This window comes from Amycolatopsis sp. NPDC049159 (assembly GCF_040648295.1).
Taxonomy (GTDB): domain Bacteria; phylum Actinomycetota; class Actinomycetes; order Mycobacteriales; family Pseudonocardiaceae; genus Amycolatopsis; species Amycolatopsis pretoriensis_A.
In genome coordinates this window covers 38,262-57,433 of sequence record NZ_JBEZDL010000022.1, presented here as the reverse complement: position 1 = coordinate 57,433, position 19,172 = coordinate 38,262, and the positions used below count along the sequence as shown (strand labels likewise).

21 protein-coding genes and 1 pseudogene are annotated in these 19,172 nt (G+C 71.0%); 14 read left to right on the top strand and 8 right to left on the bottom strand.

Annotated elements, in window-relative coordinates:
• The first annotated feature begins 5 nt into the window (after positions 1–5).
• Complete coding sequence (locus AB0B33_RS35160) at positions 6–593, top strand: TetR/AcrR family transcriptional regulator (protein WP_360780229.1); 588 nt, start codon at positions 6–8, stop codon at positions 591–593.
• Between the two features lie 58 nt (positions 594–651).
• Here the strand turns inward: AB0B33_RS35160 and AB0B33_RS35155 are convergent, their stop codons facing one another.
• Positions 652–1,800: a citrate synthase 2 gene (locus AB0B33_RS35155; protein ID WP_247017984.1), complete on the bottom strand. Its 1,149-nt coding sequence runs from the start codon at positions 1,798–1,800 to the stop codon at positions 652–654.
• A 289-nt stretch (positions 1,801–2,089) separates the two neighbouring features.
• Between AB0B33_RS35155 and AB0B33_RS35150 the strand changes: the two genes are divergently transcribed.
• The 7 genes from AB0B33_RS35150 (at position 2,090) to AB0B33_RS35120 (ending at position 7,296) form a co-directional block, all read left to right on the top strand.
• Positions 2,090–2,392, top strand: coding sequence for an urease subunit gamma (locus AB0B33_RS35150; RefSeq protein ID WP_155540714.1), 303 nt, complete (start codon positions 2,090–2,092; stop codon positions 2,390–2,392).
• 12 nt (positions 2,393–2,404) lie between these two features.
• Positions 2,405–2,710 (top strand): urease subunit beta, encoded by a 306-nt coding sequence (locus tag AB0B33_RS35145; RefSeq protein WP_247017986.1) that lies wholly within the window; start codon positions 2,405–2,407, stop codon positions 2,708–2,710.
• Position 2,711: 1 nt separating this feature from the next.
• Positions 2,712–4,427, top strand: coding sequence for an urease subunit alpha (locus AB0B33_RS35140; protein ID WP_360779899.1), 1,716 nt, complete (start codon positions 2,712–2,714; stop codon positions 4,425–4,427).
• Positions 4,427–5,098 carry an urease accessory UreF family protein gene (locus tag AB0B33_RS35135; protein ID WP_360779896.1) on the top strand — a complete coding sequence of 224 codons (672 nt, stop codon included), beginning with the start codon at positions 4,427–4,429 and terminating at the stop codon, positions 5,096–5,098. The genes AB0B33_RS35140 and AB0B33_RS35135 overlap by 1 nt, the downstream gene beginning before the upstream one ends.
• A complete protein-coding gene (gene ureG / locus AB0B33_RS35130) occupies positions 5,088–5,777 on the top strand; it encodes an urease accessory protein UreG (protein ID WP_360779892.1) in 690 nt (229 codons plus the stop codon). The genes AB0B33_RS35135 and ureG overlap by 11 nt, the downstream gene beginning before the upstream one ends.
• A complete protein-coding gene (locus AB0B33_RS35125; RefSeq protein ID WP_360779889.1) occupies positions 5,774–6,475 on the top strand; it encodes an urease accessory protein UreD in 702 nt (233 codons plus the stop codon). The genes ureG and AB0B33_RS35125 overlap by 4 nt, the downstream gene beginning before the upstream one ends.
• Before the next feature lie 110 nt (positions 6,476–6,585).
• Entirely contained in the window at positions 6,586–7,296 is a 711-nt protein-coding gene (locus AB0B33_RS35120) for a TetR/AcrR family transcriptional regulator (RefSeq protein ID WP_360779886.1), read from the top strand.
• A gap of 46 nt (positions 7,297–7,342) precedes the next feature.
• Here the strand turns inward: AB0B33_RS35120 and AB0B33_RS35115 are convergent, their stop codons facing one another.
• The gene (locus AB0B33_RS35115) at positions 7,343–9,010 is read right to left on the bottom strand and encodes a hypothetical protein (protein WP_360779883.1); all 1,668 of its coding nucleotides are present in this window, start codon (positions 9,008–9,010) and stop codon (positions 7,343–7,345) included.
• Positions 9,011–9,239: 229 nt separating this feature from the next.
• Between AB0B33_RS35115 and pdxH the strand changes: the two genes are divergently transcribed.
• The 3 genes from pdxH to AB0B33_RS35100 all read left to right on the top strand — a co-directional run bounded on the left by pdxH (position 9,240) and on the right by AB0B33_RS35100 (position 11,863).
• Positions 9,240–9,917 (top strand): pyridoxamine 5'-phosphate oxidase, encoded by a 678-nt coding sequence (gene pdxH, locus AB0B33_RS35110; protein WP_247017995.1) that lies wholly within the window; start codon positions 9,240–9,242, stop codon positions 9,915–9,917.
• 85 nt (positions 9,918–10,002) lie between these two features.
• Positions 10,003–11,289 (top strand): MFS transporter, encoded by a 1,287-nt coding sequence (locus AB0B33_RS35105; RefSeq protein ID WP_360779878.1) that lies wholly within the window; start codon positions 10,003–10,005, stop codon positions 11,287–11,289.
• Between the two features lie 22 nt (positions 11,290–11,311).
• The gene (locus AB0B33_RS35100) at positions 11,312–11,863 is read left to right on the top strand and encodes a DUF3558 family protein (RefSeq protein ID WP_360779875.1); all 552 of its coding nucleotides are present in this window, start codon (positions 11,312–11,314) and stop codon (positions 11,861–11,863) included.
• A 3-nt stretch (positions 11,864–11,866) separates the two neighbouring features.
• On the opposite strand, the gene AB0B33_RS35095 is transcribed toward AB0B33_RS35100, so the two are convergent.
• The 3 genes from AB0B33_RS35095 to AB0B33_RS35085 are packed head-to-tail and all read right to left on the bottom strand — an operon-like array spanning position 11,867 to position 14,102.
• A complete protein-coding gene (locus AB0B33_RS35095; protein ID WP_360779872.1) occupies positions 11,867–12,691 on the bottom strand; it encodes an MBL fold metallo-hydrolase in 825 nt (274 codons plus the stop codon).
• On the bottom strand, positions 12,688–13,524 hold the full coding sequence (locus AB0B33_RS35090; RefSeq protein WP_360779870.1) for an MBL fold metallo-hydrolase: 837 nt from the start codon (positions 13,522–13,524) through the stop codon (positions 12,688–12,690). Before AB0B33_RS35090 ends, AB0B33_RS35095 begins: the two co-directional genes overlap by 4 nt.
• Positions 13,524–14,102 carry a TetR/AcrR family transcriptional regulator gene (locus tag AB0B33_RS35085; RefSeq protein ID WP_360779867.1) on the bottom strand — a complete coding sequence of 193 codons (579 nt, stop codon included), beginning with the start codon at positions 14,100–14,102 and terminating at the stop codon, positions 13,524–13,526. The genes AB0B33_RS35090 and AB0B33_RS35085 overlap by 1 nt, the downstream gene beginning before the upstream one ends.
• A 65-nt stretch (positions 14,103–14,167) precedes the next feature.
• Between AB0B33_RS35085 and AB0B33_RS35080 the strand changes: the two genes are divergently transcribed.
• From AB0B33_RS35080 to AB0B33_RS35070, 3 genes are read left to right on the top strand one after another with little or no spacing between them, the layout of a single operon-like run.
• The gene (locus tag AB0B33_RS35080) at positions 14,168–15,073 is read left to right on the top strand and encodes an aldose 1-epimerase family protein (protein WP_360779864.1); all 906 of its coding nucleotides are present in this window, start codon (positions 14,168–14,170) and stop codon (positions 15,071–15,073) included.
• Positions 15,040–15,537 (top strand): GNAT family N-acetyltransferase, encoded by a 498-nt coding sequence (locus tag AB0B33_RS35075; protein ID WP_247018005.1) that lies wholly within the window; start codon positions 15,040–15,042, stop codon positions 15,535–15,537. The genes AB0B33_RS35080 and AB0B33_RS35075 overlap by 34 nt, the downstream gene beginning before the upstream one ends.
• Before the next feature lie 11 nt (positions 15,538–15,548).
• Positions 15,549–16,766: an amidohydrolase gene (locus tag AB0B33_RS35070; RefSeq protein WP_360779860.1), complete on the top strand. Its 1,218-nt coding sequence runs from the start codon at positions 15,549–15,551 to the stop codon at positions 16,764–16,766.
• A 19-nt stretch (positions 16,767–16,785) separates the two neighbouring features.
• On the opposite strand, the gene AB0B33_RS35065 is transcribed toward AB0B33_RS35070, so the two are convergent.
• From AB0B33_RS35065 to AB0B33_RS35055, 3 genes and pseudogenes are all read right to left on the bottom strand, one after another.
• On the bottom strand, positions 16,786–17,334 hold the full coding sequence (locus AB0B33_RS35065) for a Uma2 family endonuclease (protein WP_360779857.1): 549 nt from the start codon (positions 17,332–17,334) through the stop codon (positions 16,786–16,788).
• A gap of 54 nt (positions 17,335–17,388) precedes the next feature.
• Positions 17,389–17,840 (bottom strand): annotated as a pseudogene (locus tag AB0B33_RS35060) (Uma2 family endonuclease).
• A gap of 44 nt (positions 17,841–17,884) precedes the next feature.
• Positions 17,885–19,021, bottom strand: coding sequence for an acyl-CoA dehydrogenase family protein (locus AB0B33_RS35055; protein ID WP_360779854.1), 1,137 nt, complete (start codon positions 19,019–19,021; stop codon positions 17,885–17,887).
• Positions 19,022–19,172 lie beyond the last annotated feature (151 nt).

The window sequence follows — 19,172 nt, the reverse complement described above, 5'->3', positions numbered from 1 at the left end:
GGCGGATGTCACCGCAGGCCCGCCGCGACGACCTGATCGGCGCGGCGCTCGACCTGTTCGGGTCACGGGCACCGGAACTGGTCACCGTGGACGACATCGTCGCGCGCGCCGAGGTGTCGCGGCCGCTGTTCTACCGGTACTTCTCCAGCCTGCGCGAACTGCAGGTGCAGGCGTTGCGCACGGTCACCGACGGGCTCATCGACGGACTCGCCGGGCTCGAGGAGGGGCCGCCCGAAACCCGCCTCCGGGCGGCCGTCCGCGGCCTGATCGACGTCGCCGACCACTACCGGGCCGGGTACATCGCGTTGCTGCGCAGCGGTTCGGTGATCGCGACGTCGGACACGGACGCGGCGATCGACGAGGTCCGCAACCGCGCGGTGGCCCTGATCCTGGACGCGCTGTCCGTCACGGACCCCTCGCCGCTGCTCTCCCTGACCCTCCGCTGCTGGACCGCGGTCGTCGAGGGCGCCCTGCTGAGCTGGCTCCAGGAACGCACGATCGCCCGCGAAGACCTCGACACGTGGCTGGTCGCCCAGCTCACGGCGATGCTCGCCGCCACCGCCACCCACGACCAAAGCGTCACTTTCATATAGAAAGTGTTCCGGAGGTAACTCCTCCGGAACACTTTCGTACCGAAAGTGGCGCGTGGGGTCAGTGCTTGGTGACCAGTTCCCAGCCCTCGACGTCCTCGGGGGTGCGGGGCGCCGGGCCGACGTACTTGGCCGACGGGCGCACCAGACGTCCGGTGCGCTTCTGCTCCAGGATGTGCGCGGCCCAGCCGGCGGTGCGGGCCGAGCTGAACATCGCGGGCATCATGTGCGGCGGGACCTGGGCGAAGTCCAGGATGACCGCGGCCCAGAACTCGACGTTCGTCTCGATCGGGTGATCCGGGCGCCGCTCGCGCAGCTCCTTCAGCGCCGCCTGCTCCAGCGCGGCGGCCGCCTCGTAGCGGGTCGCGCCGAGCTCCTTGCACGTCCGGCGCAGCACCCGCGCCCGCGGGTCCTCGGCGCGGTAGACGCGGTGGCCGAAGCCCATCAGGCGTTCCTTGCGGTCGAGGATGCCCTTGACCAGGCCCGCCGGGTCGCCGGAGCGTTCGACTTCTTCGATCATCGGCAGCACGCGCGCCGGGGCGCCGCCGTGCAGCGGGCCCGACATCGCGCCGATCGCGCCGGACATGGCCGCCGCGACGTCCGCCCCGGTGGAGGCGATGACGCGCGCGGTGAAGGTCGAGGCGTTGAGGCCGTGCTCGGCGGCCGACACCCAGTAGGCGTCGAGCGCCCGGACGTGCGCCGGGTCCGGCTCGCCGCGCCAGCGGATCAGGAACCGCTCGGTGATCGAGTGGGCCTCGTCGACCCGGGCCTGCGGCACGGCAGGCTGGCCGATGCCGCGCGCCGACTGCGCGACGTAGGACAGGGCCATCACCGAGGCGCGGGCCAGCTGCTCACGGGCCTCTTCGTCGGTGATGTCGAGCAGCGGGCGGTAGCCCCAGATCGGCGCGAGCATGGCCAGCGCGGCCTGGACGTCCACCCGGACGTCGCCGGTGTGCACCGGCAGCGGGAAGGGCTCGGCGGGCGGGAGGCCGTGCCCGAACCGGCCGTCGACGAGGAGGCCCCACACGTCCCCGAAGGTCACCTTTCCGGCGAGGTCCTCGATGTCGACGCCGCGGTAGCGCAGCGCACCGCCGTCCCGGTCGGGTTCGGCGATTTCGGTGTGGAAGGCGACGACGCCCTCCAGACCCGGTCGGAAGCCGTCGTCGGGTTGGCCGGACGGCTGTGGCTTGCTGATCGTGGAGGTAGTCACTGTTTCGCGGAACCTTTCGGTGCGCTTTTTTCCCCGTCTTGGTGGTGGTGCACGCGCGGACGGAAATGCGCACGGAACGCGCGCGCCATCGCACGGATGGATAGACCTTGCTCCCTCGATCGCCGGGGGGCAATCGAAAGAAGCGGTGGTTTCGGTCACGATTACGAGAACGATTCAGTCACCGAAGCCGTCCGACCGGAGAATTTTCGCCACGGACTGTGACGAAGTCCAGGTTAAAGGTATGTTTCCGAACCAGGCGACGTCGTGGTCCGGGTGATAGACCTAGCGGATGCACCTCAGTCCGCAGGAGCGCGACAAGCTGCTCGTCCACGTGGCGGCGGACGTCGCGCGGAAGCGGCTGGACCGCGGCGTCCGGCTGAACTACCCCGAGGCGGTCGCGCTGATCACCGACCACGTCCTCGAAGGGGCCCGCGACGGGCGCACGGTCAGCGAGCTGGTCGCGAGCGGCCGGAGCGTGCTCTCGCGGGCGCAGGTGCTCGACGGCGTGCCCGAGATGGTCGACTCCGTGCAGGTCGAGGCCACGTTCCCGGACGGCACCAAGCTCGTCACCGTGCATGACCCGATCGTGTGAATGAGGGGATCCATGCGCCCAGGTGAAATCATTCCCGGCGACGAGCCGGTCGAGCTGAACCCCGGCCGTCCGCGGGTCCGGCTCCTGGTCCGCAACCTCGGCGACCGGCCGGTGCAGGTCGGTTCGCACTACCACTTCGCCGCGGTCAACCCGGGCCTCGAATTCGACCGGGACGCCGCCCGCGGCCACCGGCTCGACGTCCCGGCGGGGACGTCGGTGCGGTTCGAGCCCGGCGTCGAGCGCGAAGTCGACCTCGTGCCGCTCGCCGGCGCGCGCCGTGTTCCGGGCCTGCGGTCCGAATTCGCCGGGGAGTTCTGAAATGCCGCAGATCGACCGCGAGCGCTACGCCGAGCTGTTCGGCCCGACCACCGGCGACCGGATCCGGCTCGCCGACACCGACCTGCTGATCGAGGTCACCGAGGACCGCTCGATGGGCCCCGGCGGCTCCGGCGACGAGGTGCTGTTCGGCGGCGGCAAGGTCATCCGCGAGTCCATGGGCCAGGGGACGGCGACCCGGGCCGAGGGCGCCCCCGACCTGATCATCACCGGCGCGGTCATCCTCGACCACTGGGGTGTCGTCAAGGCCGACGTCGGCGTGCGCGACGGCCGGATCGTCGGCATCGGCAAGGCGGGCAACCCGGACACGATGGACGGCGTCGATCCGGCGCTGGTGATCGGGCCGTCGACGGAAGTCCTGGCTGGCAACGGGAAGATCCTCACCGCGGGCGGCATCGACTGCCACGTCCACTTCATCTGCCCGCAGCTCGTCGACACCGCGCTGGCCGCCGGGCTGACCACGTTGGTCGGTGGCGGCACCGGTCCCAACGAGGGCACGAAGGCCACGACCGTCACGCCCGGCGCGTGGAACCTCGGCCGGATGCTGTCCGCCATGGACGGTTACCCGGTCAACGTCCTGTTGCTGGGCAAGGGGAACACGGTCCGGCACGACGCATTGCGCGAGCAGCTCGCGGCCGGCGCGGGCGGCTTCAAGCTGCACGAGGACTGGGGCACCACCCCGGCCGCCATCGACGCCTGCCTGACCGTGGCCGACGAAGCCGGCGTCCAGGTGGCGATCCACACCGACACGCTCAACGAGGCCGGCTTCCTGGAGTCCACTGTGGACGCCATCGGCGGGCGTTCGATCAACGCGTACCACACCGAGGGTGCCGGTGGCGGCCACGCGCCGGACATCATCGAGGTCGTCTCGCTGCCGAACGTGCTGCCGTCGTCGACCAACCCGACCCGGCCGCACACGGCCAACACCCTCGACGAGCACCTCGACATGCTGGTGGTCTGCCACCACCTCAACCCGTCGGTGCCGGAGGACCTCGCGTTCGCCGAGAGCCGCATCCGGCCGTCGACCATCGCCGCCGAAGACGTACTGCACGACCTGGGCGCCATTTCGATGATGAGCTCGGATTCGCAGGCGATGGGCCGGATCGGCGAGGTGATCATCCGGACCTGGCAGACAGCGCACGTGATGAAACGCCGTCGCGGCGCCCTGCCCGGCGACGGCGCGGCCGACAACCTGCGCGCACGTCGTTATGTCGCCAAGTACACGATCAACCCGGCCATCGCGCACGGCATGGAGACCGAAATCGGCTCGGTCGAGGTCGGCAAGCTCGCGGACCTCGTGTTGTGGGAGCCGAAGTTCTTCGGCGTCCGCCCGCACGTGGTGCTGAAGGGCGGCTTCCCGGCGTGGGCGGCGATGGGCGACGCGAACGCGTCCATCCCGACGCCGCAGCCGGTCATGGCGCGCCCCATGTTCGGGACGAACATCGGTGGCGCCTTGAGCCTGCACTTCGTCGCACCGTCCGCTTTGGACAGCGGGTTGCGCGAGACGTTCGGCATCACGCGTCCGCTCGTCGCCGTCTCGAACATGCGGGCGCGGACGAAGGCGGACATGGTGCTCAACGACGCCACCCCGGACGTCCGCGTCGAGCCGGACAGCTTCGCCGTGCACGTCGACGGCGAGCTGATCGAGCCGCAGCCGGTGACGGAACTGCCGATGGCCCAACGGTACTTCCTCTTCTGATGGACCTTTCGGCGCTGATCCTCGCGGACTCCCGTTTCCCCGGCGGCGGGCACGTCCACAGTGGCGGGATGGAGGAAGTCGTCTCCCGCCGGCTGGTGACGTCCGTGCGTGATCTGCCGGGATTCCTTTCCGGACGGTTGCGGACGGCGGGGTTCCTGGCGGCCGTTTTCGCCGCTGCCTCGGCACAAGCGGCCGCCGCGGGCGGGAACTGGTCACTTTTGGACAGTGAGCTGGACGCGCGCACCCCGTCGCTCGCGCAGCGTGAGGCATCGCGGGCGCAGGGCCGCGGTACCGCTCGGGCCGGCCGGATCGCTTGGCCGTCTCCCGTTCTGGACGCGTTGCTGACCGAAACCCCGCGTCCCCACCACCCCATCGTGCTGGGCGCGTTGGTCGGCGTCGCGGGCGGCTCGCCGTACGACGCCGCGATGGCGGCCGCGTACCTGGCGGTGAGCGGTCCGGCGAGCGCGGTGGTGCGGCTGCTGGGTCTGGATCCCTTCGCCGTCAACGCCGTCGTGGCTCGGTTGGACCTCGCCCCGGTTTGTGCGGAAGCGGCGGCCGTGGCCGGGGACGATCCGGCGTCGCTGCCTTCGCCGGGATCGCCGGCGTTGGATCTGTTCGCCGAGGCGCACGCCCGGCACCACCAGGAAGAGGTGCGTCTCTTTGCCAGCTGAAGGTCACGGTCACGGTCACGTCCACGAGGTCAGCTTCGACCCGACGGCCGCCGATCCCGACCACTACGACCCGGCGCCGACGGCCGGCCGCGCGTACCGGATCGGCATCGGCGGCCCGGTGGGTTCGGGCAAGACGGCGCTCACCGCGGCCCTGTGCCGCGCTTTGGGTGACGAGATCAACCTCGCGGTGGTGACGAACGACATCTACACGACCGAGGACGCGGACTTCCTGCGCCGTGCGGGCGTTCTGGACCCGGCGCGCATCGAGGCGGTGCAGACGGGCGCGTGCCCGCACACGGCGATCCGCGACGACATCACGGCGAACCTGGACGCGGTCGAGCGCCTGGAGGAGAAGTTCCCGGGCCTGGACCTGGTGATCATCGAAAGCGGCGGCGACAACCTGACGGCGGTGTTCAGCCGCGGCCTGGCCGACAGCCAGATCTTCGTGGTCGACGTGGCGGGCGGCGACAAGGTCCCGCGCAAGGGCGGCCCCGGCGTGACGACGGCGGACCTGCTGGTGATCAACAAGACCGACATCGCGCACCTGGTGGGCGCGGACATGAACGTGATGACGTCGGACGCGCACCGGATGCGCGGCGAGCTGCCGGTCATCACGCAGTCCCTGGTGGACACCCCGGACGCCCCGGCGGTGGCCGGCTGGGTCCGTTCCCTGCTGTGAAGGCCCACGCCCGGCTGACGGCGTGCTTCGACGGCTCGCGAACGGTGCTGCGAGAGCTGCGTTCGATGGCGCCGCTGACGTTGTTCCCTCGCCGTGGCCGCGGTCCGGCGGCGGTGGTCCACCTGGTGAATTCGGCGACGTCCCCGCTCGGTGGCGACGAGCTGCTGCTCACCGTCCGGGTGGGGCCGGGAGCGTCCCTGCGCTTGTCCGGCGTGGCGGCGACCCTCGCCCTGCCCGGCCTCCACGGCGAGCCGTCGTTGTCCACTGTGGACGTCGTCGTGGAGCCGGGCGGTTCGCTGGAGTACCTCCCGGAGCCGACGGTGATCACGGCCCGGGCCCGGCACACGGCGGTTTTCCGCGCCGAGGTGGCTTCGGACGCCTACCTGCACACGCGGGAGGTGCTGGTGCTCGGCCGGGCGGGGGAGTCCCCGGGTTCGTTGACGACTTCGTCGTCGGTCGTGCGGGGTTCGGTGCCGGTGCTGCGGCAGACGTTGCCGATCGGATCGGCCTTGGACGGCAGCCTGGCGGTGCTGGCGGGCCGCCGGGTCCTGGCGACAGATCTGGTGGTGGGCGGCGCGGACCTCCCCGCGGCCTCGGGCGAGTGGTGGTCCCGCACCCCGCTGGCCGCGGGCGGCACCCTCACGACGTCCCTGGCCTCAGACGCCGTTACCGCTCTTCGTCCCTTCGCGAGTTCGTAAGGCTCAGAGGCAGGTTGGCGCCGCCGTTTCCGAAAAGGTGGTAATCAAAATTTTCACAAAGTAGCCGACCCGGTAGGATCTGGCAATCCCTCAGAAGGAGGAGACAACCGGTGGCTCGCACCTACGGCGGCGTCGCACCCGAACAACGCCGTGCCGACCGCCGTGAGCGGTTGCTCGCGGCCGGGCTGGAGCTGTTCACCTCCGCCGGGTTCCGGCACACCAAGATCACCGAAGTGTGCGGGCGCGCGGGGGTCTCGACGCGGAACTTCTACGAGGAGTTCGCCGGCAAGGAGGACGTGCTCCGCATCCTCCACGACCAGATCAACACCCTCGCGCTCGAGCACGTCACCGACGCGCTCGACAAGGTCGCCGGCGCCGATGCCATGACCCGGATCGCCACGCTGCTCGACGTCTTCATCGACACCGTCACCGTCGATCCCCGGCTGCCGCGGCTCAACTACGTCGAAGCGGTCGGTGTCAGCCCGGAGCTCGAAGCGCAGCACCAGATCTGGGTCGACCGGTGGGCGACCTTCATCGCGACCGAGGCCCGCCGCGCGGCCGAACACGGTGTCGCGCCCGATCGCGACTACCGGCTGACGGCGATCGCGCTGGTCGGCGCGGCCACCGGGCTGCTGCGCGAGTGGCAGGCGCACGAGCCGCCGCTGCCGGTCGAGGACGTCGGCGCGGAGCTGCGCGCGCTGATGCTGGCGGCCATCATGCGGCCGGAAAAGATCTTGGAAATCCCGGGCAACCCCGGCGCCGCCTCGGACGTGAAGGAGTCGAGCCGGGAGGGGGACCCGGGGGGAACCCGGCCAACGTGAAGGCCCGTCACCTGCAGCGGACGCAGGTGACGGGCCTTTGCGGACTCTACGGGGTCCGGACCGCCGGCAGCCCGAGCGACACCGGACCGGTCGTCTGGCACACGTCGTGGCAGGTGCTGTCGAGCGTGCAGCACAGCGAGCAGATCGGGCCGTCCTGCTTCGCGCAGTCCGCGACGTCCGGCAGCTCGTACGGGTCGCCGCAGACCGAGCAGGTGTGCGTCGCGCGCAGGTCGGCCCCCGCGGTCATGACCGTGTTCTCCCTGGCCAGGTAGTACTTCCCCTTCGTCGCGACGGCCAGTGTCGGCACCAGGACGATGGCGATGACCAGCGCGAGCAGGGGGCTGAACGCGGCCAGGAACGGCCCGAACGCGCCGAAGTACGCCACGATCGACACCGCCGACGCGACCAGCATCGAGCCGAACCCGACCGGGTTGATCTTGTGCAGGTAGGCCCGCTTGAACTCGATGTAGCGCGGGGAGAGCCCGAGCGGCTTCGCGATCACCAGGTCCGCGCACACCGCGCCGATCCACGCGATCGCGACGTTCGAGTAGAAGCCCAGGATCTTGTTCAGGAAGCCGAACGCGCCGAACTCCATCAGCGCGAGCGCGATCCCGCAGTTGACCAGCACGTACCAGACGCGGCCGGGGTGCTTGTGCAGCACGCGGGAGAAGAAGTTGGCGAACGACAGCGAGCCCGAGTACGCGTTCGTCGTGTTGATCTTGATCTGCGAGACGACGACGAACAGCGCGGCGAACGTCAGCGCGACCGGGCCCAGCGCCGGCTTCACCGCCTCCAGGTACGGCGCGATCGGCTCGAGCGCGTGCGTCTTCCCGACGACGCCGAGCGCGAGGAACGCCAGGAGCGCCCCGCCGATCTGCTTCGCGGCGCCGAGGATCACCCAGCCGGGGCCGGCCGCGAGCACCGCGGCCCACCACGACCGCTTGTTCTCCGCCGTCTTCTCGGGCATGAACCGCAGGTAGTCGGCCTGCTCGCCGATCTGCCCGATCAGCGACAGCGCGACGCCCATGCCGAGGCCGAACCCGATCGCGGAGAACCCGGAGCCGGCGCCCTCGGTGCCGCCGAAGTGCGCGAACTCGGCGAACTTGCCCGGCTCGCGGACCAGCACGACGACGAACGGCAGCACCAGGCCGGCGATCCACAGCGGCTGCGTCCACGTCTGCATCTTCGCGACCGCGCCCATGCCGTAGAGCGCGAACGGCAGCACGATCAGCGTGGCGAGCAGGTAGCCGACCGGCAGCGGGATGCCGAGGGCCAGCTCGAAGGCCTGGCCCATGATCGAGCCTTCGAGGGAGAAGAAGATGACGGTGAAGCTCGCGTAGACGAGCGACGTCAGCGTCGACCCGAAGTAGCCGAAGCCGGCCCCGCGGGTCAGCAGGTCCATGTCCACTCCGGACTTCGCGCAGGCGGCCGCGATGGGCACGCCGGTCACGAAGATCACGACGGCCGCGGCGAGGATCGCGAGGACCCCGGACGTGAAGCCGTAGGAAAGGACGATGCTGGCGCCGATCGCGAAGTCGGCGAGATAGGCGATGCCGCCGAGCGCGGTCGTCGCGACCACGAACGGTGACCATTTCCGGAACGAATGCGCGGCGAAGCGCAGTGAGTAGTCTTCGCGGTTTTCGTTGGCGGCGAGCGGCGCGTAGCGGCGTTTCGGCGGGGCGCTTTCTTCGGCGCTGGACAGGGTCTCGGTCATGCCTGCCTCCGGGGTGGTGGGGAACGGGCCGAAGGTAGGTGCGTCCTGTATCGATCCTGGTCCAGCGGGTAACGCGGGGGTTACGGCTTGCTGTCCTGCGGTTACGGGCCGATGGCGCGGACGTCGTGTCGGGTGTCACCGTTCAGTGGGTTCCGCTGCAGCTCGCGAGGCCTTAACGTGCCTAGAGCCGAAGTCGACTGATGCCCCGACCGGGCGTGGAGGTTTGGCCATGATGCCGGGAATCGAGGACCAGGTGGAAGACGCCGTAGTACGGCTTCCGGGAATGCGGGTGGCCTACGACGGCGCCGCGTTCGACGAATCCGCGCTCGCCGCCACTTGGACCGACCAGTTGCAGGGCTGGCTGAACCAGGCCGTCGCCGCCGGCATCGCCGAGCCGAACGCGATGGTCCTCGCGACGGCGGACGCCGAAGGCCGCCCCTCGTCGCGGACCGTGTTGTGCAAGGGCCTCGACGACCGCGGTGTCGTGTTCTACACGAACTACACGTCGACCAAGAGCCACGACCTGACCGCGACCCGGTACGCGTCGGTCACCTTCCCCTGGTACCCGCTGCAGCGCCAGGTCCACGTCCGCGGCGAGGTGGAGAAGGTCGGCACCAAGGAGACGGCGGAGTACTGGGCGAAGCGCCCGCGCGGCTCGCAGCTGGGGGCGTGGGCGTCCCCGCAGTCCCGGGTGGTCGACGGCCGGCGCGCGCTGGACAACGCGTTGAGCGGGATCGAGCGCCGCTTCGCCGACGTCGAGCACATCCCGGCCCCGCCCCACTGGGGCGGCTGGCGGATCCGGCCCGACCTGGTGGAGTTCTGGCAGGGCCGCGAGGACCGCATGCACGACCGGCTGCGGTACATGCGGACGCACGACGGGTGGCACGTGGAGCGCGTCGCTCCCTGAGTCGCGCCGGTCGGCGGGGTCACTCGATCGCGGGCGACGTAAATCACGCGCCCCGAGATAGTTAGCCGAGCTAAGCTCGTCGGTTGTGACTGGTGAACGGGGGACCCTGCCGCCCCGCTCGGGTGTGCGCAAGGTGCTCGGGCGCATCATCGTCGACACCCGGCCGCTGAAGATCCCGGCTTTCCGGCGGCTCTGGCTGTCCACTGTGGTCACCGCCGTGGGCACCCAGCTGACCGCCGTCGCCGTGCCGAAGCAGGTTTTCGACCTCACCGGGTCGTCCGCCTACGTCGGGCTCACCGGCCTCGTCGCGCTCGTGCCGCTGCTGGTCTTCGGGCTCTGGGGCGGGGCCGTCGCCGATGCCGTCGACCGGCGGAAGCTGCTCTTCGTCACCAACGTCGGGGTCGCGATCACCTCCGCGCTGCTCTGGCTGCAGGCGTTCGCGAACTTCGGGTCCGTCTGGCTGGTGCTCGGCCTCCTCGCCCTCAACCAGGCGTTCTTCGCGATCAACATGCCGACGCGCGGCGCCGTCGTCGCCCGGCTCGTGCCCGCCGAGCTGCTGCCGTCGGCGAACGCGCTGAACACCACCATGTCCACCTTCGGAGCGGTCTTCGGGCCGCTGCTCGCCGGCGCGCTGATCCCCGTCCTCGGCCTCTCGACGCTCTACCTGATCGACGTCGTCGCCCTCGCGATCACGCTCATCGCGGTCTGGCGGCTGCCGTCGATCCCGCCGCTCAACGGGCCGTCGCGCCGGGCCGGGCTCAGCGACGTCGTCGACGGCTTCAGGTACCTCGCCGGGCAGAAGATCCTGCTGGCCTCGTTCGTCGCCGACATCATCGCGATGGTCTTCGGCATGCCGCGCGCGCTGATCCCGGAGATGGCCGAGCGCACGTTCGGCGACCCGCCCGGCGGCGGGCCCGCGCTCGGCTGGCTCTACGCCGCCCTGCCGCTGGGCGCGATGCTGATCGGGCTGTTCAGCGGCTGGCTGACGCGCATCCACCGCCAGGGCGTCGCGGTCGTCGTGTCGATCTGCGCGTGGGGCGCCGCGGTCGCCGGGTTCGGGCTCGCGCACTCGCTGTGGCTCGCCGTCGTCTTCATGGCGCTCGCCGGCGCCGCGGACATGGTCAGCGCGGTCTACCGGATGGCGATCCTGCAGGTCGCGACCACCGACGAAATGCGCGGACGGCTTCAGGGCGTCTTCACCGTCGTGGTCGCGGGCGGCCCGCGGATCGCCGACCTCACGCACGGCTGGGGCGCCGCCGCGTTCGGCACGTCGGCGGCCGCGACCGGCGGTGGCCTGCTGGTCATCGTGCTGGTCTGCGCCGCGATGTTCGTGCTCCCGGCGTTCTGGCGATACCGGGCTCCCACGGCCTAGCCGCCCGAGCTAGGGTGCGAACATGCGTACCCTCGCCGTCGTTTTGGTCGCTTTCGCCGCTTTGACCGCCTGCTCCTCGGGGGACGAACCCACCAAGGCGACGTCGTCGTCCGCGGCCCCGAAGCCGGCGCCGAGCTCGAACGCCGCGGCCGCGTCGCTCGACCCGTGCAAGCTGCTGCCCGCGGCGGCCGTGTCGAAGGCGCTGTTCCTGGACAACCTGACGGCGGTCCCGGGCCCGGTGCAGGACAACGCGGCCAACGGCGGCAAGGCGCGCAGCTGCGAGTACCAGCTGGACGGCAAGGCCGCGGGCGCGCTCGCGGTCACCCGCTACGAGGGAAAGCAGGGCAAGCCCGCCGAGATGGTGGCGTCGATCAAGAAGGCGAAGGCGGGCGCGAAGGACGTCGCCGGCTTCCCGGACGGCGCCGTCTACTACGTCGACGAGCAGAAGACGGCCACCCTCGCCACGGCGGAGCTGGTCGCGGGTACGCCGGTGCTGGTCAACTACACCGGCCCGGCGAAGATGACGGCCGAGCAGATCGCGCCGCTGGTCAAGCAGGCCGTCGACGCCAGCTGACGCTCACCGCCTCAGCGCGGCCAGCTCGACCGGGCTGTGCGCGGAGAACACCTTGACCTCGTCGTGGTGGTCCCGCGCGAGTTCGTGCAGCCGCGCCAGGTTCTCCAGCCGCGGCTTGCGCAGGGTCTGGACGATGTTCTGGAACGCCGTCAGACCCGGTGGGCAGTGCGGGGCGACCGGGTCCAGCTGGCCGTGGAAGAAGTACGCGTCGCCCGCGTGCAGGAGCCAGCCGTCGCCGGTGTCGACCGCGACGCCGGTGTGGCCGCGCGTGTGGCCGGTGAGCGGGACCAGCAGGATCTCCGGCGGCAGGCCCTTCAGCGAGCGGACCGCTTCGAAGCCGAACCACGGCTCACCCGTCTCGTCGTAGGTGCTCCACAGGGGGCGGTGCGCGAACTGGGCCGCCCGGTAGCGGTTCTTCTCCGCCGCGTTCGCCGGGGACGTCGCCGCGCGGTGCTCCTCGGCGCGGACGTGCACGACGGCGTTCGGGAAGTCGGCCAGGCCGCCCGCGTGGTCGACGTCGAGGTGGGTCATCACGATGTGGCGGACGTCGGCCGGGTCCAGGCCGAGCGCGCGGATCTGGGCGATCGCCGTCTCCGCGGCCTCGACGCGCGCGCCGACCATCGCCATGAACGGACGGCCGAGCCACTCGCCGGGGCGGGCCACGGCGTGCGCGCCGAAGCCGGTGTCGACCAGCACCAGGCCGTCGCCGGTCTCGATCAGCAGGCAGTGCGCGACCAGCTCGGCCCGCCGCAGCAGGCCCGGCTCGCCGTCGAGCAGCTTGCCGCCCGCCGGGCGCATCGATCCGCAGTTCAGGTGGTGCACCTTCATACGCTGCTCCTGGTGCTCAGCCGGAGGAACTCGGTCTCGTCGTGCGCGGCGAAGACGGTGACCTCGTCGCCGTGCTCCTGAACAAGCTGGCGCAGGCGGCGGTGATTGTCCAGCCGGGCGCCCTTCGCCGTCTCCATGCGGCCCTCGAACCACTTGAGCCCGGGCGGGCAGCTCGGCCCGGCCGGGTCGACCTGGCCGTGGAAGAAGTACGAGTCGCCGGCGTTGAGCAGCCAGCCGCTCCCGGTGTCGACGGCGACCCCGGCGTGCCCGCGCGTGTGCCCGGAGAGCGGGACCAGCAGGATCTCCGGTCCCACGCCGTCGAGCTGCCGGACGGCGTCGAAGCCGAACCACGGCTCGCCGGTGTCCGCATAGGACGTCCACTGTGGACCGTGCGCGAACTGGATCCGGCGGTAGCGCCCGCGTTCGGCGGCATCGCGCGGATCGGTGAACGCCCGCAGCTCTTCGGCGTAGACGTGCACGCGCGCCCACGGGAAGTCGATCAGCCCGCCCGCGTGGTCGAGGTCGAGGTGGGTCAGCACGATGTCGCGGACGTCCGCGGGGTCGAACCCGAGCGCGCGGATCTGCGCGATCGCGGTCTGCGCCGGGTCCGGGACGGGGTTGGACTGGCGGACGAAGCCGGCGCCGAGCCAGGCGGTGCGGTCGACCGCGGCCGGCGTGCCCATGCCGGTTTCGACGAGCACGAGACCCGTGTCCGTCTCGAGCAGCAGGCAGTGGCAGACCATGGTGGCGCGCCGGAACAAGCCCGGCCGGCCGTCGATCAGCTTTCCGCCGAGCGGGCGCATGGTGCCGCAGTCGAGGTGGTGGACGCGCATCAGGAGAACTCCCGCTCGAGGGTGGTGTGCAGGTGAGTGGCGACGGCGCGCAGCGGCGCGAGGTCGCGGCGGGTGCGGGCCAGCAGCAGCCCGCCTTCGACCGCGGCGAGCACGACGGTGGCCAGCTCGTCCGCGCGTCCGGCGGAAAGACCTTGCCCGGCGAGGTAATCCGTGAAGATCGCGTGCCAGGCCGAGTAGCCGTCGGCACAGGCTTCGCGGATCGGCTCGCTCGTCGCGGCGGCGTCCAATGCGACCGTCGCGAGTGGACACCCGCGCTGGAAGTCCGACTGGGTCAGGAAAGCCGCCAGCGCATCGATGGCCCGGCTGATCGCGGTCGGCGCGTCGGGTGCGTCGCGGAGGATCGCTTCGAGCAGCGCGCCGGTGCGTTCGCCGGAAAGGCGGACGGCTTCGGCGGCGAGTTGTTCCTTGCCGCCGGGGAAGTGGAAGTAGAGCGACCCCTTGGGCGCGCCGCCCGCCGTCGTCAGCTGGGTGAGGCCGGTGGCGTGGTAGCCCTGGGTCTGGAACAGGTCGGCGGCGGTGTCGAGCATCCGCTGCCGCGTGTCGGTGCGACGGACCATGGTGTGACCGTAGCGCAAACTATGACGACCGGTCTAGTGAGTTCGCGAATCGGTAAGGTCGTGCCATGGGCAACCCGACCGGTCAGCAGTTCGAGATCACCCGCGGCAACGCGCGCGCCGTCGTCACCGAAATCGGCGCCGGGCTGCGCGCTTTCGAGGTCGGCGGAGTGCCGTACGTCGAGGAGTTCGGCGAAGACGAGAAGCCGCCGAAGGGTGCCGGCCAGGTGCTGCTGCCGTGGCCGAACCGGACCAAGGCCGGGAAGTGGACGTTCCAGGGCGAGGAGCAGCAGCTCGAGATCACCGAGGAGGCGCGCGGCAACGCCATCCACGGCCTGACCCGCCACCTCGAGTGGGAGCTGCTGGAGCACGCCGAGTCGTCGATCACCCTGGCCGTCGACGTCGAGGTGCAGCCGGGCTGGCCGGTGCCGCTGCGCGCGACGGTGACGTACGAGCTCGCGCCGCGCGAACTGACCATTACGCACGAGATCCGCAACGAGGGCGAGCAGCCGATCGGAGTCGGCGTCGGCACGCACCCGTACTTCCGGATCGGCGACGTCCCGACCGACGAGCTGACCCTGACCCTGCCGGCGAGCCGCGTGCGCCCGTACCTCGGTGACGAGCAGATGCCGTACGCGCCGGAGCAGGACGTCGAGGGCACGGAGTACGACTTCCGTGCCGGGCGCGTGCTCGAAGGCGTCAACCTGGACACGGCGTTCGGCGGCCTCGCGGCGGCCGCGGACGGCACGCACCACGTGGTGCTGGCCCACGGCGACCAGGAATTGGTGGTCTGGACCGGCCCCGACTTCCACTGGGCACAGGTCTTCACCCCGGACGACCTGGTCGGCCGCGGCCGGGCCGTCGCGATCGAGCCGATGACCTGCCCGGCCGACGCGCTCAACACGGGCACCGACCTGATCGAGCTCGAGCCGTCGGCCTCGTGGTCGGGCAGCTGGGGCATCCGGGTCCGGTGAACCGCCTGGGCCCCGCCGACGCGGGCGAGGTGCTGACGCTCCAGCGCGCGGCGTACGTGACCGAGGCCCGCGCGCACGGCGACCTCGACCTGCCACCGCTGCTGGAGACGCTCGACGAGACGCGGGCGGCGTTGACGGGCCTCTCCTGGGGCATCAGGGAGAACGGGCGCCTGGTCGCGTCGGTCCGGCTGACGGTGACCGGGCCGGTCGGGGTGATCGGCCGGCTGGTCGTCGCGCCGGACCGGCAGGGGTTCGGGCTGGGCAGCGGGCTGCTGCGGTTCGCGGAGTCTTCGGCGCCGGCGGAGGTGACGGTTTTCCGGCTCTTCACGGGCTCGAACAGCGTGGGGCCGCTGCGGCTGTACGCCAAGCACGGGTACCGCGAGACGCACCGGACGCCGGAGAACAACCACGAACTGGTGCACTTGGAGAAGGCCCGCGTGCGCGTGCCCGGACGAGTTCGTTAGCGTGGCGAACTATGGCGAAGGCAATTGTCGGGGGCTACGTCGTCCCCATCGACGGTGAACCCATCGACGGCGGCACGGTCCTCATCGACGGCGGCAAGATCGTCGCGATCGGTGCCGAGGCCGACGTCGACATCCCGGAGGACGCCGAGCTCGTCGACGCGGCCGGCACCTGGGTGCTGCCCGGCTTCATCGACGCCCACGCGCACCTCGGCGTGCACGAGGACGGCGAGGGCTGGTCCGGCAACGACACCAACGAGATGACCGACCCGAACGGCGCCCGCTTCCGCGCGATCGACGGCATCGACCCGTACGAGCCGGGCTTCGACGACGCGCTGGCCGGCGGCGTCACGAGCGTCGTCATCAAGCCCGGGTCGGGCAACCCGATCGGCGGGCAGACGATCGGCGTCAAGACCTGGGGCCGCAGCATCCTCGACATGGTCTTCGCGGAGCACGTCAGCGTGAAGAGCGCGCTCGGCGAGAACCCGAAGCGCGTGTACGGCGAGAAGAAGCAGACGCCGTCGACCCGGCTGGGCGTCGCCGCGATCCTGCGCGAGGCCTTCACCAAGGCCCGCAACTACCAGGCCAAGCGCGCGCACGCCGAGGCCGAGGGCAAGCCGCACGAGGTCGACCTGACGCTGGAGACGCTGTCGAAGGTCCTCGACGGCGAGCTGTACTGGGACCAGCACGTCCACCGCGCCGACGACATCGTGACGGCGCTGCGGCTGGCCGACGAGTTCGGCTACAAGCTGGTCATCAACCACGGCACCGAAGGCCACCTGATCGCGGACCTGCTGGCCGAGCGCGACGTGCCGGTGATCCTCGGCCCGCTGTTCACCACGAAGTCCAAGGTGGAGCTGCGCAACCGCACCCTGCGCTCGGCCGGCATCCTGGCCCGCGCCGGTGTGCGGATCGCGATCACGACCGACCACCCGGTGATCCCGATCAACTTCCTGGTCTACCAGGCCGCCCTGGCGGTCAAGGACGGCCTCGACCCGGCGACGGCGCTGAAGTCGCTGACCGTCAACCCGGCGGCCATGCTGGGCCTGGACGGGCAGATCGGCTCGCTGAAGCCGGGCCTGGACGCCGACGTCGTGCTGTGGTCCGGCGACCCACTCGATGTGATGAACCGCGCGCTTCGCGTGTTCGTGCGCGGCGATGAGGTGTACCACTTCGACGAGGAACTGGGCGAAGGCGTCTCGAAGGACCGCAGGTACCGCGAGACCCGCTGAGTTTCGGGCGGCACGCCGGTTACCGGGCGGTTCCGGCGTGCTGCCCGATCAACGCGTCCAGGTCGAGCTCGACGGCGAAGGGTTCACCGGTCGCGAAGGTGCCGGTGACGGCCGGCGCGTCTCGGTAGCCCTGGCAGGCGACGAGGGTGACCGGCTCGGTGATGTCGACGATCCAGTAGTGCGGGATGCCGGCGTCGGCGTACTCGTCGTGCTTCACGCGGTAGTCCGTGCGCCGGGAGCCCGTTGTCGCGATCTCGACGACCACCGCCACGTCCTGGGCGCGGATCGGGTCGTGGGCAGTCCGTTCGAAGACCAGCAGGTCCGGACGGCGGGCGAAGCCGGGCTCGCCGGGTGACGCCAGGCCGAGGTCCAGGTCGGTGCCGAGGACGAACGCGAGGCCGCGCGGCAGCTGGCGTTCGAGCTGCGCGGCGAGCCGGCAGGCGGCGAGGTTGTGCGCGCGGCCGGCGCCGGGCGAGGGGACTACGCGGCCTTCGACCAGCTCGGTGAAGCCGCGGTCGGACTCCCCGAGCGCTCGGTACTCCTCGATGCTCAGCAGCTGGTCGGGCATGCGGAAACGGTATCCGTCCCGGGGGTGGGACAGCGTTCGCTCGACCGGGTCGGGTCAGTCGAGGAGGGTGTCGAGGTCGATCTTGACCGGGAACGGCACGTCGGTGGTGAAGGTGCCGGTGACCGCGGAGGCATCGAGGTAGCCCTGGCAAGCGACCAGGGAGACCGGCTCCTCGAGGTCGACGATCCAGTGGTGCGGGATGCCCGCGTCGGCGTATTCGTCGTGCTTGACGTGGTAGTCGGTGCGCTTCGAGCCCGGCGAAACGATCTCCGCGACCACGGCCGCCTCGTCGGCCCGAAGCATGTCTTCGTCCGCGCGAACGCGGACGATCGCGGCCTTTTCGACGATCATCAAGTCAGGCCGCCGGGAGAAGCCGGGCCGGCCGGGCGGTGCCCGGGCTCGGGGCTGGGGGACAGCACGACTCGGCCTTCGACCAGTTCGGTGAAGCCGCGGTCGGTCTCTCCGAGGGCTCGGTACTCCTCGACGGTCAGCAGATGACCTGGCATTCCGCAACCGTAGGTGTCTCAGTCGCGTGACAGAACTCGCTCGATCAGGCCTTCTTCAGCTCCCGCGCGATCACCATCCGCTGGATCTGGTTCGTGCCCTCGAAGATCTGCGGCACCTTCGCCTCCCGCATGTACCGCTCCACCGGGAAGTCCCGCGTGTACCCCGCCCCGCCGAGGACCTGGACCGCGTCCGTCGTCACCTTCATCGCGCCGTCCGTGGCCACCAGCTTCGCGATCGACGCCTGGCGCTGGAACGGCAGTCCGCGGTCGCGCCGCCGCGCCGCCTCCAGGTAGCAAGCCCGCGAAGACTCCACCGTCGCCGCCATGTCGGCCAACAGGAACTCCACGCCCTGGAAGTCGATGATCGCGCGGCCGAACTGCGAACGACCCTTCGCGTACGCCACGGCCTCGTCCAGCGCCGCCTGGGCCAGCCCGACCGCGCACGCCGCGATCCCGAGCCGCCCCGAGCTGAGCGACGACAGTGCGATGCGGAGCCCGTCACCCGCCGAACCCAGCAGCCGCGACGCCGGTACGCGGGCGCCGTCGAAGATCATCTGGGCGGTCGGGGAGCCGGTGAGGCCCATCTTCCGCTCGCGCGGTGCCGCCGACAGGCCTTCGGTGGCCCCGTCGACCAGCAGGCACGAGATCTCGTCGGAGCCGGTGCGGACCATCGTCGTGTAGAAGTCGGCCACGCCCGCGTGCGTGATCCACGCCTTCGTGCCGTTGACGACGTAGTCCGCGCCGTCCAGCCGGGCGCGGGTCGTCAGGGCCGCCGCGTCCGAGCCGGCCTGGGTCTCCGAGAGCGCGTACGCGCCCAGCAGCGAGCCTTCGAGCATGTCCGGGAACCACTCGTCGCGCTGCGCATCGGACCCGTACTCCGCCAGCGCGTAGCAGGACATCGTGTGCACCGACAGGCCGACGCCGACCGTCATCCACGCGGTCGCCAGCTCCTCCAGGACCTGCAGGTAGACCTCGTACCGGACGTCGCCGCCGCCCCAGCGCTCCGGGTACGGCAGGCCCAGCAGGCCGGACTTGCCCAGCAGGCGGAACTGCTCGCGCGGGAACTCCTCCGCTTCCTCGGCCGCTGCCGCGCGCGGGGCGAGCTCGTCGCGCGCGATCTCCGTGGCCAGGGCGACCAGGTCCTCGGCGTCCGAGTCGGGCAGCAGGCGTTCGGCGGGCATCGTTGTCCTCCAAGCCGGTGTCTTTCGGGGGCTCCGGGTGGCGGAAGCCCCCGGCCCGGGGCGGAGCTCCGGAGTGTCACGGTACTGAAAACAGTACTGTGGGCCCGCTCAGAGTACAGTACGAGGAGCCTGGGGTGGCCGGATGACGTAG

What these genes read in the sequence shown, in the direction of transcription:
- AB0B33_RS35055 (WP_360779854.1), bottom strand. Translation starts at nt 19,021, where the DNA reads ATGCCCGCCGAACGCCTGCTGCCCGACTCGGACGCCGAGGACCTGGTC.
- AB0B33_RS35065 (WP_360779857.1), bottom strand. Translation starts at nt 17,334, where the DNA reads ATGCCCGACCAGCTGCTGAGCATCGAGGAGTACCGAGCGCTCGGGGAG.
- AB0B33_RS35150 (WP_155540714.1), top strand. Translation starts at nt 2,090, where the DNA reads ATGCACCTCAGTCCGCAGGAGCGCGACAAGCTGCTCGTCCACGTGGCG.
- AB0B33_RS35140 (WP_360779899.1), top strand. Translation starts at nt 2,712, where the DNA reads ATGCCGCAGATCGACCGCGAGCGCTACGCCGAGCTGTTCGGCCCGACC.
- AB0B33_RS35085 (WP_360779867.1), bottom strand. Translation starts at nt 14,102, where the DNA reads ATGGTCCGTCGCACCGACACGCGGCAGCGGATGCTCGACACCGCCGCC.
- AB0B33_RS35080 (WP_360779864.1), top strand. Translation starts at nt 14,168, where the DNA reads ATGGGCAACCCGACCGGTCAGCAGTTCGAGATCACCCGCGGCAACGCG.
- AB0B33_RS35100 (WP_360779875.1), top strand. Translation starts at nt 11,312, where the DNA reads ATGCGTACCCTCGCCGTCGTTTTGGTCGCTTTCGCCGCTTTGACCGCC.
- AB0B33_RS35070 (WP_360779860.1), top strand. Translation starts at nt 15,549, where the DNA reads ATGGCGAAGGCAATTGTCGGGGGCTACGTCGTCCCCATCGACGGTGAA.
- pdxH (WP_247017995.1), top strand. Translation starts at nt 9,240, where the DNA reads ATGATGCCGGGAATCGAGGACCAGGTGGAAGACGCCGTAGTACGGCTT.
- AB0B33_RS35095 (WP_360779872.1), bottom strand. Translation starts at nt 12,691, where the DNA reads ATGAAGGTGCACCACCTGAACTGCGGATCGATGCGCCCGGCGGGCGGC.
- AB0B33_RS35135 (WP_360779896.1), top strand. Translation starts at nt 4,427, where the DNA reads ATGGACCTTTCGGCGCTGATCCTCGCGGACTCCCGTTTCCCCGGCGGC.
- AB0B33_RS35090 (WP_360779870.1), bottom strand. Translation starts at nt 13,524, where the DNA reads ATGCGCGTCCACCACCTCGACTGCGGCACCATGCGCCCGCTCGGCGGA.
- AB0B33_RS35145 (WP_247017986.1), top strand. Translation starts at nt 2,405, where the DNA reads ATGCGCCCAGGTGAAATCATTCCCGGCGACGAGCCGGTCGAGCTGAAC.
- AB0B33_RS35115 (WP_360779883.1), bottom strand. Translation starts at nt 9,010, where the DNA reads ATGACCGAGACCCTGTCCAGCGCCGAAGAAAGCGCCCCGCCGAAACGC.
- AB0B33_RS35160 (WP_360780229.1), top strand. Translation starts at nt 6, where the DNA reads ATGTCACCGCAGGCCCGCCGCGACGACCTGATCGGCGCGGCGCTCGAC.